Genomic DNA, 14,318 nt, shown 5'->3' with positions numbered 1-14,318 from the left:
TTCGTTTTGTTTGGCTAGCAGTACGGTCCCATGGTCAGCTGCGCGGAGCAGTATCCCTATGGTGGCGGGTGATCCGGGTTAGTAGCGGCGATCCCGGTAGGGGGACATCTCCGTTGGCTGGCCGCGGCGGAACCGTCTAGGGCGTGTCTGCTAAATCGCGAGGCGAAGATGGTTCATGGTGGACAGGTGACTCGTTCAGGTGTGATTTCCGATGACTTGTGGGAGGTGCTCGCGGAAGTGATGCCCACGTCGTGTCCGCGGCGTGGTCGGCCATGGAACGACCACCGCGTGACACTCGAGGCGATCTGCTGGCGGTTCCGGACCGGTTCCCCATGGCGGGATATTCCCGACGAGTTCGGTGCCTGGCAGTCGATCTGGGAACGACACAAGCGCTGGTCGATCGACGGAACCTACGAGGCAATGTTCCGCGCCGTGCATGCGGTCCGTGATGTCGACGATGAGGCGTTGGCGGCTCTGGTCTCGATCGACTCGACCAGCGTGCGTGCCCATCAGCATGCGGCGGGTGCTCCAGCTCCCAGATCCACAGGGGGCTGAGTCGAATTACACGTTTGCGGGCGAGCCCACCGATCACGCCCTGGGACGGTCCCGAGGCGGGTGGACGACGAAGATCCACGCCCTCATCGACGGCACCTGCGCTCCGGTCGCCCTGTTGCTGACTGCCGGGCAGGTCGGCGATAACCCACAGCTGGCGCCGCTGCTCGAGATCTATCCGGATCGGCACGGTGGCACGATGCGGTTGCTGGCAGACAAGGCGTACTCCCATCCTTCGACTCGAAACTTCCTGCGGGAAAAGCGCATCTCGCACACGATTCCGGAACGATCCGATCAGATTGCACGACGGAAGGAGAAAGGTTCCCGAGGCGGGCGACCACCGGCCTTCGACCCGGCGCTCTACCGACACCGCAACACCGTTGAGCGGGGTTTCAATCGACTCAAGCACTGGCGCGGTATAGCCACTCGGTATGACAAGTACGCCATCACTTACCTCGGTGGCGTACTCCTCGCCTCAACAGTCACAACGCACCGTCTGCGCAATTAGCAGACAGAACCTAGTCGACGGCGACAGTGGAGGACGGACGATGGCCATGGCAGGACTTCTGGTTGCGACTCTTCGCCCATGGCCAGGACCCGCCGCAGACTTGCGGCACCGACACATACATGCTCTGACAAAGCCGATCGGTGGATCGATGATGAGGTGTGCCGCGGAGTGGATGGGTGAAGCCGGTCTCGGATCGGCGGTTGTCGGATGTGGTGTCGGTGGGGTTGTTGACCAGGGTGTTTCCCGCGTCCTTGGTCGATGAGGTGATCGCGGAATGCGGTCGTCGGGAGCAGCGAAGTCGGACGTTGACCGCTCGCGTGACGGCGTATTTCGCGATCGGCATGGCATTGAATTCGGAAGGCTCCTACGAGGAGGTCTTCGAGCAGCTCACCGATGGTTTGTCGTGGTCGTCGAGCTGGTCGCAGTCCTGGTCGCCGCCGACGAAATCGGCTATATTCCAGGCGCGTTCACGTTTGGGATACGAACCGGTGCGGGAGCTGTTTCGCCGGGTTGCACGGCCTCTTGCCGACACCGATACCCCCGGATCCTGGCTCGCGGGGCGCCGGTTGGTGGCCCTCGACGGGACCTGCCTCGACCTGCCCGACACACCGGCCAAACGCCGAGCACTTCGGGCGGCCGGCATCGAGCCGCGGCGAGAAGTCCGCGTTCCCGCAGGCACGGTTGGTGGCGGTCGCCGAATGCGGCACCCACGCGGTATTCGACGCCGCGATCGGACCGTGCCGCACCTCCGAGCGGGAGCTGGCGCACGATCTGATGGACACCCTCGAACCCGGGATGCTGCTGCTCGCCGACCTCGGCCTCTACGGGTTCGACATGTGGACCCGGGCCGCCGCCACCGGCGCCGACCTGCTGTGGAGGGTCACATCGACCCTCTCACCTCGACACCCTCGAGACCCTCGAGACCCTCGAGACCCTCGAGACCCTCGACGACGGATCCTAGTACTGCAACGACAGTTTGTGATGTCGACGTTTGTAGTGGCTGGCGCGCGCTCTGGCCTGGCTGGCGCGACGCCAGTTCGACCAGTGCCAGACATGGACGAGGGCGTGTTGCACCGGACAGGCGATGCGGTTGAACAATCGCCGGATTTCGTTGATTGTCAATGGTATTAGATCCCGGGTACCGGCTGAAGATCCCCTTTTTGAGCGCCGCGGCGCAGGATCGTCAGGAAGGCGGCGGCGGCCATCGACAAGGTGATGTGCCGGTACCAGGCCGGGTACCCGCGCACCTGGTAGTGGTCGAGTCCGGTCTCATTCTTGGTGGTCTGGAAGCACTCCTCGATCGCCCAGTGACTGCCGGCCACCCGGACCAGTTCGGCGGGTTCGGTGTCGGCGGGGCCGTAGCAGATGTAGTAGGCAATCTCGTCGGGGTCGGTGATCGACCGTCGAGCCGGCAGCCAGTGACCGCGACCGCGTTCTCGCAGTGGCCGGATGTCGACGACGGCCCAGTCGTAGACCCGGGGTCCGTGGGCGCCGTCGCCGCAGTTGATCCGCTGCCACGCGGTCGTCGGCAGGTCGGCGATCACGGCGTGGGCTCGGCGCTGGCGCAACTCCATCGAGATCACCATCTGCGACTTCGGGACGGCGAGAACATGGGCCGCACCGCGGGATTCGAGCCAAAGCCGGAGCTTGCCGACCTGCCCGTAGGCCTCGTCGCCGGTGAACCATCCGAACGGCATCCCGGCGTCGAGGGCGCGTTCGATCATCGTCTGCGCCAGTTCGGGTTTCGTTGCGAAGGCCACCTCGTCGTCGATCCCGGCGGCCCGGCAGCGATCGCGGTCCTCGGTCCAGACCTTCGGTAGATACAACTCCCGATCGATCAGCGCCCGACCCCGGTCGGAGGCGTAGGCGAGAAACACCCCGATCTGGCTGTTCTCGATCCGCCCGGCCGTGCCGGAATACTGCCGGGCCACCCCGGCCGAGCGGGTGCCCTTCTTCAAAAACCCTGTCTCGTCGACGATCAACACGCCCTTGTCGGCGTCACCGATCGTCTCGACCACGACCTCACGCACGTCGTCGCGGAGCCCCTCGCAGTCCCAGGAGTAGAAGTTCAGCAGCCGCTGCATGCCCTCCGGGCCCGCATCACCGGCCGCTTCCGCCAGTGTCCATCCATTCTTGCGTTCGACCTCACCGAGCAGCCCCCGCATGTACGCGCCCATCCGCCGCCGCGACTCCACCCGCGAAAACCGGTGGGCGAACCGCGCACAGAACGCGGCGAACCCCGCCGACCACTCCAGCATCTCTGACTGCACCGTAGATCAATTACCACAACGGTCCCGTTAGTCACAAACTGTCGTTGCAGTACTAGCTGGCACAAATCGTCCCGACCTCCGGCACGGATCGGCAGCAGCGCACACCGCTCACGATGCGCGTGATCGACTACACCCTCGACGACGGACGGGAAAACCCGGAGCAGTACCGACTGCTGACCACGATCCTCGACCCCTCCGACGCACCCGCGGAAGAACTCGCCCTCGCCTACGCCCAGCGCTGGGAAATCGAGAACACCTTCGACGAACTCAAAACCCACCAACGCGGCGCCCGCGCCGTCCTGCGGTCGAAATCCCCACCGTTGGTCCGCCAGGAAATCTGGGGGCGCCTGTGCTGCCACTACGCCATCCGCACCCTGATGCGCGACGCCGCAACCGCCGGCCGTCACGACCCCGACCGGATGTCCTTCATCGCCGCCCTGCGGATCACCCGACGATCGCTGTCCCACCGTTCTTTTTCCCCCTCATAACCACACTGCAGTCAACCGGCTGTGGGATCAGGGCATCGCCAAACTACTGCGCCGCGTCAACCCGGCACGCCGACTCCGAGCCAACCCCCGCGTCGTCAAACGCAAAGTCCTCAAATGGGCCGCCAAACGCGCGCACCACCAACACCATCCGCAGCCTACCCAGTCACCGTTATGCACCATCCGTGGACGCTAACTGAACGGTATTGAGGCTAAAGTGCTTGTTGACGGCGGCGCTGGATCCATGCCCGGAGCCGGGTCAGTCCTATCTATGCGTGGAACAAGTGAGTGTTCACGGCATGACGACAACCGCCTTGATGACCTCGCCCTCGCCTGACAGCTTCTCTGCTTCGTTGAGTTCAGCGAAGTCGAAGCGTCGAATCAGACGGTCCACCGGGAACTCGCCGGCCTTCCACATATCGATGAGTTGTGGAATGAACGTCCTTGGCACAGAGTCGCCCTCGATGATCGAGACCAACGCCTTCCCGTCCATAGCCCCCGATCCGAGGACGAGGTCACCCAGTTGCACCGCGACGGTGCCGCACATGCCACCGGATCGTAGTGACGCGAGCGCAGTCAAGATGACCGACGGGACGCCGGTGGTGTCGAACGCGAAGTTCGTGCCCCCGCCGCTGAGAGTCTGAATCTGGTCGGCCAGGTCGTCGACGGATCCTACGAAAGTGTCGGTGGCGCCCAGTTCCTTCGCCAGGTCGAGGCGGGACTCGTGAAGGTCGACCGCGATGATGCGGGTGGCCCCAGCTGCCTTGGCGGCCATGAGCGCGGACATACCGACCGGCCCCACCCCGAAGATGGCGATCGAGGCGCCTGCGGAAACCCGCATGGTGTTGAGTACGCTCCCGGCGCCGGTGATCACCCCACATCCCAGAGGGGCCAGAACGGTTAGGTCCAAGTCGTCGTCTACTACGACTACGCTGCGGGCGTCCACCACAGCCCTCGTGGCGAACGACGATTGGCCGAACCACTTAGCTCCGACGGGCGAACCCTGCGAGTCAGTGGCGCCGACTCCGCCAGAAATGGAACGTCCGAACAGGTTGAGTTCCGCGAACTTGGCGCAATATCCCGGGTGTCCTGACTGGCATTCAGGGCAGGACCCACAGTGTGCAAACGACATCACAACGTGGTCCCCGACCGCCACGTCGGTGACGTCGGCACCGACCCACTCGACCACTCCGGCGCCCTCGTGTCCGGTCACCAGAGGCGGCTGGACGGGAAACCCGGTCATGCGTGGCAGCGCGTCGGTGTGGCACAGGCCCGAGGCACGTACCGCCACGACGACCTGGTGCGGGCCCGGGTTGTCCAGGGTGACGGTCTCAATGGTGTACGCGCCCTCGGGGTCACGCAGGACCGCAGCTTCGACGTCTTTCAACATTCGTTCCTCCATGGGGTCGTGGTTGGTCCAACTTCTCGCGTCTTTGGCGACGCAGGTGCTGGCGACATCACCAGCTGAAGACGTGGGATTCAGGATTAACGTCTGTTCGAGGCGCATTCCTGTCCGCGTTACCGGGGACGAGCCGTCACCACGCAGCTTTGAGGTTGCTGAACGAGCGGGAGAACGCGTATGACACCGACACGTCCGATTCATTCGGCAGGTGCAGGCCTGGCATCCGGCGCAGCACCTCCTCGAGCACGATCTGCATCTCCAGTCGCGCCAAGGGGGCGCCCACACACCTGTGGATGCCGTATCCGAACGCCAGGTGGTGGTTGGTGGCACGGTCGAGTCGGAAATCTTCCGGGTTGTCGAACACGTCGGGGTCACGGTTGGCAGCCGCGAACAGCAGCATGACGCGCTCCGCCTCCGGGATCTCAGTGCCGTTGACCGTAAGCGGTTCGCGAGTCATTCGACCCAGCCCCGGCAGGGGAGGCTCCAGACGCAACGCTTCCTCGACTGCCTTACTGATTGCGTCCGGGTCGGTGATCAGGTGGTCACGCAGCTGCCGGTCTCGAGCCACGTGATACAGCATTCCACCGAGTGCACCCACCGTCGTCTCGTGACCCGCTGCCAGCAGGAGAAAGGACAGTGAGATGGCCTCCTCGCCGTTGACGGGCCGGTCGGCCACCTTTACGTTGAGAATGTCGGTCAGCAGGTCGTCAGTTGGGGTTTCTTTGCGGGACTCCAGCTGCCCGGAGAGATAGCCGACGAGCTCGTTCACCGCAGCCATCGCACCCTGGTAGTCACCCTGCTCACCTAGACGGAAGTACTCACTGTTCTTCGCTCGGAAGAACGGCCAGTCCTCTTCTGGCAGGCCAAGAATCGACCCAATGACCAGGGCCGGAACTGGTGCTGCGATTGCTTCGGCCAGGTCCGCGCGCCCATCGTCGATGACCTCGTCGATGCACTCGGTGACGATTGCCCGTACGGCGGCTTCCATCTTCCTGATTCGCTGTGGGGAGAACCACGGCTGCATCTGGCGACGCCAATCCCGATGCTCGGGTTCGTCCTGTTCCAGACACAGCGACGGCGGATTCGGTGCCGGCGGAATCGTGACGCCGCTCGCACTGCTGACCACGGATGCGTTCATCGCAGCTTCACGTACGTCGTCGTATCGCGACAGGAGCCAGAAGCCACCGTGCGCGTCTGTGTGCGCGACTGGACATCGGTCGCGCAGTTCAGCGAAGTACGCCGCCGGCTGCTTCGCTACCTCCGGCTCGCCGAGACGGAAGGCAATTTCGGCTTTCCCGTCTCGGCTTTGATCCTGATTCTGGGGTCGGGCTTGGCTGGTCATGGCAACCCTTCTCTCGTCGAGTACCGCACGAGTGTGACGGGTGACACAGCTTCGAGTAGCGCGATTGTTCCGCCACTCGGAACGGATCTTTTCCGTTGCGTGGAACGACTGGCCGCAGAACGCTATTTGACGGGTTTCACTTCCTCGTGCGTTGTCGCGGATGTCACAGAAGCTTTTTCCGGATCCTCGACCACAGCCCCTTTACCTCGACAGTCGGAGAGCAGACACATGCATGAGAACGAGTTGTTCATCGGAGGACGTTGGGTGACCTCGCGGGGGGCCGGGAAGTAGATGTACTCTCCCCTCATTCCGAGGAGCCGATCGCGAAGGTCACCCTCGCCTCAGTGGCGGACATCGACGCTGCTGTCGCCGCAGCCAGGGCCTCGTTTGATTCCGGCGTTTGGGCCGAGACCGACCCGGCCGAGCGGATACGGCTTGTGTCTGTGTTCGCGGACCTCTATCAGGAGCGGATCCCTGAGATCTCGGAGACGATCTCAAAGGAGATGGGTTCGACTATCACCTTCTCCAATCTCGCTCAAGGCCCAGCTTCCTGGGCCATCATCGCGACGATGGTGCAACTCGCCCAGGGAATCCAGTGGGAGGAGTCTCGGCCGAGCGCCATGGCAGGTGACATCGTTGTCCGGCGAGAGCCGGTCGGCGTCGTCGCCGCCATCGTCCCGTGGAACTTCCCCCAGGGTCTGGCGATGCCCAAGCTCGTGGGTGCGCTCCTGACTGGCTGCTCTGTAGTTCTCAAGCCGGCGCCCGAGTCCGCACTCGACGCACTCATCCTGGCGGAGGTCGTCGAGAAGGTCGGGTTTCCCGAAGGCGTCGTGTCGATCGTGCCCGCCGACCGTGCCGAAGGAGCCCATCTAGTCGCACACTCTGACGTGGACAAGGTCGCCTTCACCGGGTCGACGGCCGCAGGCCGCATCATCGGTGCAACCTGCGGTGAGCAGATCAAGCGTGTCAGTCTCGAACTCGGCGGGAAGTCAGCCGCTGTCATCCTCGACGACGCCGACCCAGCGGCCGTCGCCGCTGGGCTCAAAATCGCCGGCTTGATGAATAACGGACAGATCTGTGCAGCGCAGACCCGCATCCTGGTGCCGAAATCGCGCGCCAGCGAGTACATCGACGCCATCGCCGACATGATGCGAAAGCTTGTCGTGGGGGACCCCAACGATCCTGCCACCGAGATTGGCCCCTTGGTCTCGAAGCGGCAGCAGGAGCGCGTGACCGAGTACATCGACGTCGGTATCAGCGAGGGCGCAAAGGTCGCAGTCGGGGGCCCCGGGCTTCCGGAACACCTCGACCGCGGCTGGTATGTGAAGCCGACGCTGTTCGTCGACGCGGTCAACAGCATGCGGATCGCACGTGAGGAGATCTTCGGTCCGGTGCTCACCGTCATCGGGTACGACGACCTTGACGAAGCGATCGCGATCGCGAATGACAGCCCTTATGGCCTGGCGGGGAGCGTGTGGACGATGGACGACGACACTGCGATGACTGTCGCGCGTCGGCTCCGCACCGGGTCCGTCGGCATCAACGGGTACGGCGCCGATCTCAATGGCCCGTTCGGCGGTTACAAGGCCTCCGGTATTGGCCGTGAGCATGGTCGCGAGGGGCTCGAGTCGTACCTAGAGCTCAAGCAAATCACCCCGCCTTCTGCCGGGGTCACTCTCGGCTGATTCCGGCCAACCTTAGGTCGCTTCGATGCGTTCGTCGAACCATGTCGGCAGATCGTCGCCTCTTGACTGAGGACTACATGCCCCATAGTCCAGGCCGATGCTGGCAACCGAAAGTCCGTCGGTGGCGCGTTCGGTGAGGAGGCCATCAGCCTCGCGATGCTGGTGGCCTCTTCCACCCGGAGGCCAGGCAGCCAGGTGGAGCGGGCCCGGCCACACATGAGCCGATCTGCTCTTCCGCTGCCGACATGGCCTTGAGGTAGCGGTGGAGTGATTGCGACTGGGCTCGGTCGTCGGGACCGTCGGCAAGGCTGTCATCGACGGCGGGACACCAATAGTCCCCGCGGCCGACAGTCGCTGATTCAGAGTCGTCGGCGACATACACCAAGATTGTCAATTCTCGACGCAACCGGGGTGATCAGTGGTGTGCTCACGAAGCCCCAGCGTTCCGTCCGGCGCGTGCGCCGAATCAGACCGACCGTACTTCGAGTACACGCCTGCGTAGCCGAGTGTGAGGGTCTCACGATCGACGCAAACCGGGCGATGCTGCAGGGTGAACAGGTCGCAGCCGTGCTCCCCACGTCAATGTTCGCGACGGATGTCATCGTGATTAGTCACGAAATTACTCAGGCGAGATGAAGACGTCGCCGTTGTCGTTGACATGCACTGGGTAGGTCGTCATGGCAACCGTGGCGGGGAAGCACAGCGCTTTGCCGGTGCGGAGGTCAAAACGGGCCATGTGCAGCGGGCACACCACCTCGTCGCCTTCCAGCTCGCCTTCACTGCCCAGCGACCACTGTTCGTGCGTACACGAGTCCTGGGTGGCGAAAAACTCTCCCGCTTCGGTGCGGAACAGGGCCACTGAGTTCCCCCCGACGTCGACTGTCATCGAAGTGCCCGGCTTAAGCGCGTCCCGCGAGCATGCCCGGATCATCAGGACTTCCCGTGCGGTGTCCAGGGCCAGTACTTCGCAGTAGCTCCGCCGTCGACTGTGATGTTCGTGCCGGTCATCATCATGGAGTCGTCGGAGGCCAAGAACACCACGGCAGGTACGTAGTCCTCTGGGCTTGGCAAGCGTTTGAGTGGCATCTCGGCAAAAAAGTCCATCTGGTACTGGCTCGGTGCGGCAGGTTCGGCCAGATTGCGTAGCAGATCGGGATCGGTGGGCATTGTCGCCGTCGGGGTGAATCCATTGACGCGGATACCGAATTCAGCGAGCTCCATTGCAACGGATCGGGTGAAGTTGATCAGACCGCTTTTGCCCGTGCAGTATCCGACGTTGCCCGGCTGTCCCTGCCACGCGGCCGTGGAAAGCACGTTGATAATGCTTCCGCCCTCGCCCTTTTCGATCATCGTCTCGGCGACCGCTCGGGTGAAAAGGAATGACCCAGACAAGATGATGTCGGTCTGCCGACGGAATTCGTCGATGCTCATGGCGAGTAGACCCTTGACGTTGAATTGGACCGCGTTGTTGACCAGAATGTCGATCCTGCCCCAGTTCGCCACGGTCTGCTGCACAACCTCGTGAACATGCGCCTGATCGGTCACGTCTCCGGCGTGGGCGACTGCCAGGCCCCCCTCGGCTTGGATCGACGCAGCGCATTGTTTGGCGACCTCGGGGTCGATATCGGTGCATACGACCGCCGCCCCTTCTTTAGCCAGTCCCTTGGCTAAAGTGCCGCCGATGTTGGGACTGGTTCCGGTGACAATCGCCACCTTGCCTGCCAATCGGTTCATTGCAAATCTCCTTTGGGTTCAGGTTGTGCGATCGGCTGCTGGTCCTGAGTGCTGGTTTTCTCGCGCCAGGCCAGGGCCAGTGGGGTCAGCCGCGGGGCCACCCGCAGATTCAGCCATTCGACGGTGCGTTGCCAACTGTCGAAAGCGACGGCGTGCACCGACGGGTCGCCGGAGTCTCGGAAGAAGTCGAAGCCGGCGGAGTAGGAGACGACCGACACGAATGCGTTCGGCAGACTGCGCAGCTGCCCGTGTAGGGTCAGAATTTGCGCTGGTGACACCGAAGGATCGTGGTTGCCGAACATGCCCAGCCAGGGTGTGCGCATGTCCCCGTTCTGGCTGGACAGGTTGATCGTGTCGATGTCTGTCGGCGAGACACTCACGGCTGCGCCGAGTTCCATTGTCATGGCCCCCAGCAAGGCGGCATGGCCGCCGGCCCGGTAGCCGACCAAGCCGATCTGCTCCGGCTCCCAGCCCTCGTCGAGCGCACGGTCGACCACCGCTCTGAGATTTTCGACAACCGCATTGTCGTCCTCGCCGCCATTGGTCACCAAGTCGACGGCGACGGTGGCGTAGCCGTGCTCTGCGAACGCATTCATCGTCTCGCAAGCGTCGATGGACAACCGGCCCGCCGCACACAGCAGCAGAACCAGTCCCCGTGGCTCACCGAGAAGCTGGATCTCGCGCGTGTCCAGTTCGCCACTAGGAGTGGGCAGGCGGGATGTGGTCGGTTCGATGACAGGCAATGTGGTCAGCATTTCCGCTCCTCATTTTGGGACGACGATCTGGCCGATCGCACGGTCCCAGCACTCGTCGTTCGCTCGGGCCCGTAACTCCTGCTTGCGTATCTTTTGGGTGGGGGTACGGGGCAGCTCGTCGATGAACTGGACGAAACGCGGCACCGCGAAACGTGGCAGCCGATCGGCCAGGAACTCCGCTAGAACCTCTTCTGAGAGAGTCGTCCCGGTTCGGCACACCGCAAAGACCTTGATCTCCTGCTCGAACTCCGCAAGGTCGACCGCGACCACCGCACAGTCGACGACATCGGGATGCGCCAGGACCTCGCGCTCCACCTCCACCGACGAGACATTCTCGCCGCGACGGCGGATGGCGTCCTTCTTCCGGTCGACGAAGTAGTAGTAGCCGTCTTCGTCCTGGCGGAGCAGATCGCCGGTGTGGAACCAGCCGTTGCGCCATCCCGCCGCAGTCGCCGCGGGATTTCCGATGTACTCGGCGCACAGCGTCCACGGATATTGGTGCCGGACAACGCATTCACCGGTCTGTCCGACCGGAATCTCCAAGTCGTTGTCGTCGACCAATCGGATGGTGACACCCGGACGAGGTTTACCGCAAGACCTCCGCTCGATCGCCTCGATGTCAGCCCCGGTAGCGATCGCACCACCGATCTCGGTCGAACCGTACGAGGAACGAATCGCGATCCCGAACCGTTCGGTGAACTCGCGATGCTTCGAGTGCACCGGGTTGAGGTAGGCCGTGACGATCGAGCATTGCGCGTCGCTTTCGCGGCGAGGTTGCTGCAAGAGGAAATCGGCCATGGCCGCTACCAGGTATGTGTGTGTGGCACCGACCTTGGTCGCGTCCTCGATGAACGTACTGGCCGAGAAACGGGGCGCGATGTGCGCCTCGCCGCCCAGGATCCACGCTGCGACCACTGCTCCGCTACCGAGCGCGTGGAATAGGGGAGTAGCGATATAGACGACCTCGTCGTCGCCCTTGGTCATCTTCTGAATGCTGTCGGGGTCTGACATGCTGACCAGGTGCGCCTGGGTGATCAGGACTCCTTTCGAGTTTCCGGTGGTACCCGACGTGTAACCCACGAGAACGCCATCCCACGGGTGTGTGGCGACAGGTTCGAGTGACTTGCGCCCGGCGCGCAGGTCACTGAAAGACAGGGTGGGGCGGTCGGTAGAGATCACGTCCCCCCTCTCGCCACCGCGGACGATCAACGTACCGAGAAGTCCGTCATCGGAGCTGGTGAGAGTTTCCAGGTAGCTGTGCTCGACGACTGCGGCGGTGGCCTGGCTGTCACGCACAACATGAGCGAGAATCGAACCGCGATACATCACATTGACCGGCACCCCCACCGCGCCAACAAAATTCAGCGCCGCTAAGCAGATCGCCCACTCGCCGGAGTTGTCCATCATGGTCAAGACACGATCGCCAGCCTTGATGCCGGCCTCGTGGAACGCGAAGGCGAGTCGACAGGCCTCGTCCCACAACTCCTGATAGGTGTACGACTCCTCGGCGCTGCGAACCGCCATACGTCCCGGTCGCTGTGCCAGGTTGGTTCGTAGAATCTCGGTTAACGTCCACCGCGAGTAGTCGTAGTCACCGATCTTCACCTCGGCCGAGTCCCGACTTGCCATGCCTACCGCTCCCCTCGTGTTGTGTTGGTCGCTCTGCTCCTCTGGACTGTTCGGGGTGCGCGAAAAGTTCACAGTCGCCCCTCAAGGAAGCCTCGAAGTACCGCAACGAAGCGCTCGCGGTGCTCGATCTGTGTCCAGTGACCGCATTTGCCGATTCCGTACAGACGTGCATTGGGGATGCGCTCGAAGTAGTAGAGACCGCCTCCCAACGTGACGAAGGTGTCTTCCCGCCCATGGACGAGCAGGGTCTCGTGCTCGATCCCGGCCAGTTGTTCCTCGGTGATCTGCCAGGGATTGCTGAGGTCGAACGTCGCCCGATGCGACCGCTCCACCTCCGGGCGGACCGCCTGCGGAAGCCTGTCCCGCGCAATGTCCTCAAGCCTTCCGCCGAGGATCGCGGGCTCGTAGAGAAACTCCGTCAACAGCTTCGTCATCGCAGCAGGACTCGGATCTTCGTAGAAGTTGACCAGCCCGGGCAGTGAGGGCCCGAGGAACTCGGCCGGTGCGCCGCCGGCCCCCATCAGAACCAGCTTGTCGACGACTTCGGGATATTGCACCGCGGCACCAATTGACCAAATTCCGCCCATCGAGTTGCCAACGACACTCGCCTTCTCGATCCCCAGCTTCTCGAGCAGGGCAACGATGGTGTCGATGCGTAGCTGGGTAAACGGGCCGAGGCCGGCGGGTGGTGGATTCGGGTGAGTGGAGCTACCGAAGCCCAGCACATCGGGAGCGAGGCAGTGGTAGGCATCACCCATATCGGACAGGATAGCTTCCCAGTTCGAGGCACCCGTCGCACCAGGACCCGAGCCGTGCAGGAAGAGAACCGCTGGTGCCTGCGGGTCACCCGACTCGTTGAGGTGGATCTCCACGTCTCCCAGGGCAACCCTCGACACCTTCACTTCGGCTTTCACGTGCCTCACTCCTCTTCATTGATCGACAGCCTGATACTGCGGCCTCGGGCCGATCGCGGCTCGATACCGTTCCGCTCTCTGGAAAAGCGGACACAGTGCGGCGGCTGGCCGGTGTGAACTCGGGGCATGCCACCTACAACCGACCTGGAAGGCCCCCCCATGATCAGGACCGACGATGCCAGTGACACAGTGCTGTGGGAGGTGGAGGACGGAGTCGCAACGCTCACACTCAACCGGCCCGAGACGCACAACGCCCAAAACCTGGACATGGAGCGGCGCTTTCAGGAACTGCTAGTCCGCGCAGATGATGACCCCGAGGTCCGGGCCATCATCATCACCGGTGTCGGCCGCAGCTTCTCGGTCGGCGGTGACGCGACAATGGCCAAGGACATCATCAAGGCCGGCGGGTGGGCCGAATCGATTCCGCACCCAATGGCGCAGTTCGGGATCAGCGTCCGCAAACCCGTCGTAGCGGCAATCAACGGGGCGTGCGCGGGTGGTGGCCTGGTGTGGGCCATCTCCTGCGACGTTCGTTTCGCAGCCCGCGGCGCGAAGCTCTCCGCAGCATTTCCCCGCCGCGGTTGTGTGGCCGAGCGCGGTTTGTCGTGGACCTTACCGCGGCTGGTCGGCGTGGGACATGCCAGTGACCTTCTGCTGTCCGGACGGACAGTGACCGCCGAAGAGGCCGCGACGATGGGACTGGTGAACCGGGCCGTCGCCCCCGAGGATCTGATGGCTGTCGCACGGGAATGGGCGGTCGATGCGGCGACGAACTGCGCACCCACGGCCATGGCGACCATCAAGCGGCAGCTCCAGGAAGACAGTCACGGCAACTTCGCCAGCGCGTTGGCCCGCGCCGCGGACGAGGTGTTGATCGCCACCACCGGCGCCGGCGACTTCCGCGAGGGCTTCATGAGCTTCCTTGAACGGCGGCCGGCGACGTTCAGCCCCCTCCCGCCCCATCCCGGCCGTGGCGGAACATTCACGGTCCCCGCGGACCTGGGGTCCGAACGCGACGCCATTCCGAACCTTTGAACAGCAC

10 protein-coding genes and 4 pseudogenes are annotated in these 14,318 nt (G+C 63.5%); 5 read left to right on the top strand and 9 right to left on the bottom strand.

The window, feature by feature from the left end:
* Nucleotides 1–186: 186 nt before the first annotated feature.
* Together L1080_RS35580 and L1080_RS35575 are read left to right on the top strand one after the other, a co-directional pair.
* Nucleotides 187–1,060, top strand: a pseudogene (locus tag L1080_RS35580) (IS5 family transposase).
* Between the two features lie 158 nt (nucleotides 1,061–1,218).
* Nucleotides 1,219–1,984: pseudogene (locus L1080_RS35575) on the top strand (IS4 family transposase); the annotation flags it as partial.
* A gap of 203 nt (nucleotides 1,985–2,187) precedes the next feature.
* On the opposite strand, the gene L1080_RS35570 reads toward L1080_RS35575, so the two are convergent.
* Nucleotides 2,188–3,330, bottom strand: a complete 1,143-nt coding sequence (locus L1080_RS35570; RefSeq protein ID WP_250774800.1) for an IS701 family transposase — start codon at nucleotides 3,328–3,330, stop codon at nucleotides 2,188–2,190.
* Nucleotides 3,331–3,434: 104 nt separating this feature from the next.
* Between L1080_RS35570 and L1080_RS35565 the strand changes: the two are divergent.
* A pseudogene (locus L1080_RS35565) lies at nucleotides 3,435–3,818 on the top strand (transposase); the annotation flags it as partial.
* A 289-nt stretch (nucleotides 3,819–4,107) separates the two neighbouring features.
* On the opposite strand, the gene L1080_RS35560 reads toward L1080_RS35565, so the two are convergent.
* Both L1080_RS35560 and L1080_RS35555 read right to left on the bottom strand, forming a co-directional pair.
* On the bottom strand, nucleotides 4,108–5,205 hold the full coding sequence (locus L1080_RS35560) for an NAD(P)-dependent alcohol dehydrogenase (RefSeq protein WP_250774792.1): 1,098 nt from the start codon (nucleotides 5,203–5,205) through the stop codon (nucleotides 4,108–4,110).
* A gap of 145 nt (nucleotides 5,206–5,350) precedes the next feature.
* Nucleotides 5,351–6,559 (bottom strand): cytochrome P450, encoded by a 1,209-nt coding sequence (locus L1080_RS35555; protein WP_250774790.1) that lies wholly within the window; start codon nucleotides 6,557–6,559, stop codon nucleotides 5,351–5,353.
* Nucleotides 6,560–6,819: 260 nt separating this feature from the next.
* On the opposite strand from L1080_RS35555, the gene L1080_RS35550 reads away from it, so the two are divergent.
* Nucleotides 6,820–8,244, top strand: coding sequence for an aldehyde dehydrogenase (locus L1080_RS35550; RefSeq protein ID WP_250774788.1), 1,425 nt, complete (start codon nucleotides 6,820–6,822; stop codon nucleotides 8,242–8,244).
* A gap of 471 nt (nucleotides 8,245–8,715) precedes the next feature.
* Here L1080_RS35550 and L1080_RS35545 read toward each other — a convergent pair.
* The 6 genes and pseudogenes from L1080_RS35545 to L1080_RS35520 form a co-directional block, all read right to left on the bottom strand.
* A pseudogene (locus L1080_RS35545) lies at nucleotides 8,716–8,817 on the bottom strand (4-hydroxy-2-oxovalerate aldolase); the annotation flags it as partial.
* A 46-nt stretch (nucleotides 8,818–8,863) separates the two neighbouring features.
* Nucleotides 8,864–9,175: a non-heme iron oxygenase ferredoxin subunit gene (locus tag L1080_RS35540; RefSeq protein ID WP_284708545.1), complete on the bottom strand. Its 312-nt coding sequence runs from the start codon at nucleotides 9,173–9,175 to the stop codon at nucleotides 8,864–8,866.
* The gene (locus L1080_RS35535) at nucleotides 9,175–9,978 is read right to left on the bottom strand and encodes an SDR family NAD(P)-dependent oxidoreductase (protein ID WP_250774783.1); all 804 of its coding nucleotides are present in this window, start codon (nucleotides 9,976–9,978) and stop codon (nucleotides 9,175–9,177) included. Before L1080_RS35535 ends, L1080_RS35540 begins: the two co-directional genes overlap by 1 nt.
* Complete coding sequence (locus L1080_RS35530; RefSeq protein ID WP_250774775.1) at nucleotides 9,975–10,733, bottom strand: dienelactone hydrolase family protein; 759 nt, start codon at nucleotides 10,731–10,733, stop codon at nucleotides 9,975–9,977. Before L1080_RS35530 ends, L1080_RS35535 begins: the two co-directional genes overlap by 4 nt.
* A gap of 9 nt (nucleotides 10,734–10,742) precedes the next feature.
* Entirely contained in the window at nucleotides 10,743–12,362 is a 1,620-nt protein-coding gene (locus tag L1080_RS35525) for an AMP-binding protein (protein WP_250774750.1), read from the bottom strand.
* 68 nt (nucleotides 12,363–12,430) lie between these two features.
* Nucleotides 12,431–13,276 (bottom strand): alpha/beta fold hydrolase, encoded by an 846-nt coding sequence (locus L1080_RS35520; RefSeq protein WP_250774748.1) that lies wholly within the window; start codon nucleotides 13,274–13,276, stop codon nucleotides 12,431–12,433.
* A 159-nt stretch (nucleotides 13,277–13,435) separates the two neighbouring features.
* Here L1080_RS35520 and L1080_RS35515 point away from each other — a divergent pair, with 159 nt between their 5' ends.
* The gene (locus L1080_RS35515; RefSeq protein WP_250774746.1) at nucleotides 13,436–14,311 is read left to right on the top strand and encodes an enoyl-CoA hydratase-related protein; all 876 of its coding nucleotides are present in this window, start codon (nucleotides 13,436–13,438) and stop codon (nucleotides 14,309–14,311) included.
* The last annotated feature ends 7 nt before the right edge of the window (nucleotides 14,312–14,318 follow it).

The sequence above is a fragment of the Rhodococcus sp. MSC1_016 genome (genome assembly GCF_023667485.2).
Classification (GTDB): Bacteria; Actinomycetota; Actinomycetes; order Mycobacteriales; family Mycobacteriaceae; genus Rhodococcus_F; species Rhodococcus_F oxybenzonivorans.
The sequence above is the reverse complement of the archived record's forward strand: the minus strand, read 5'-3'. Positions and strand labels throughout refer to the sequence as shown.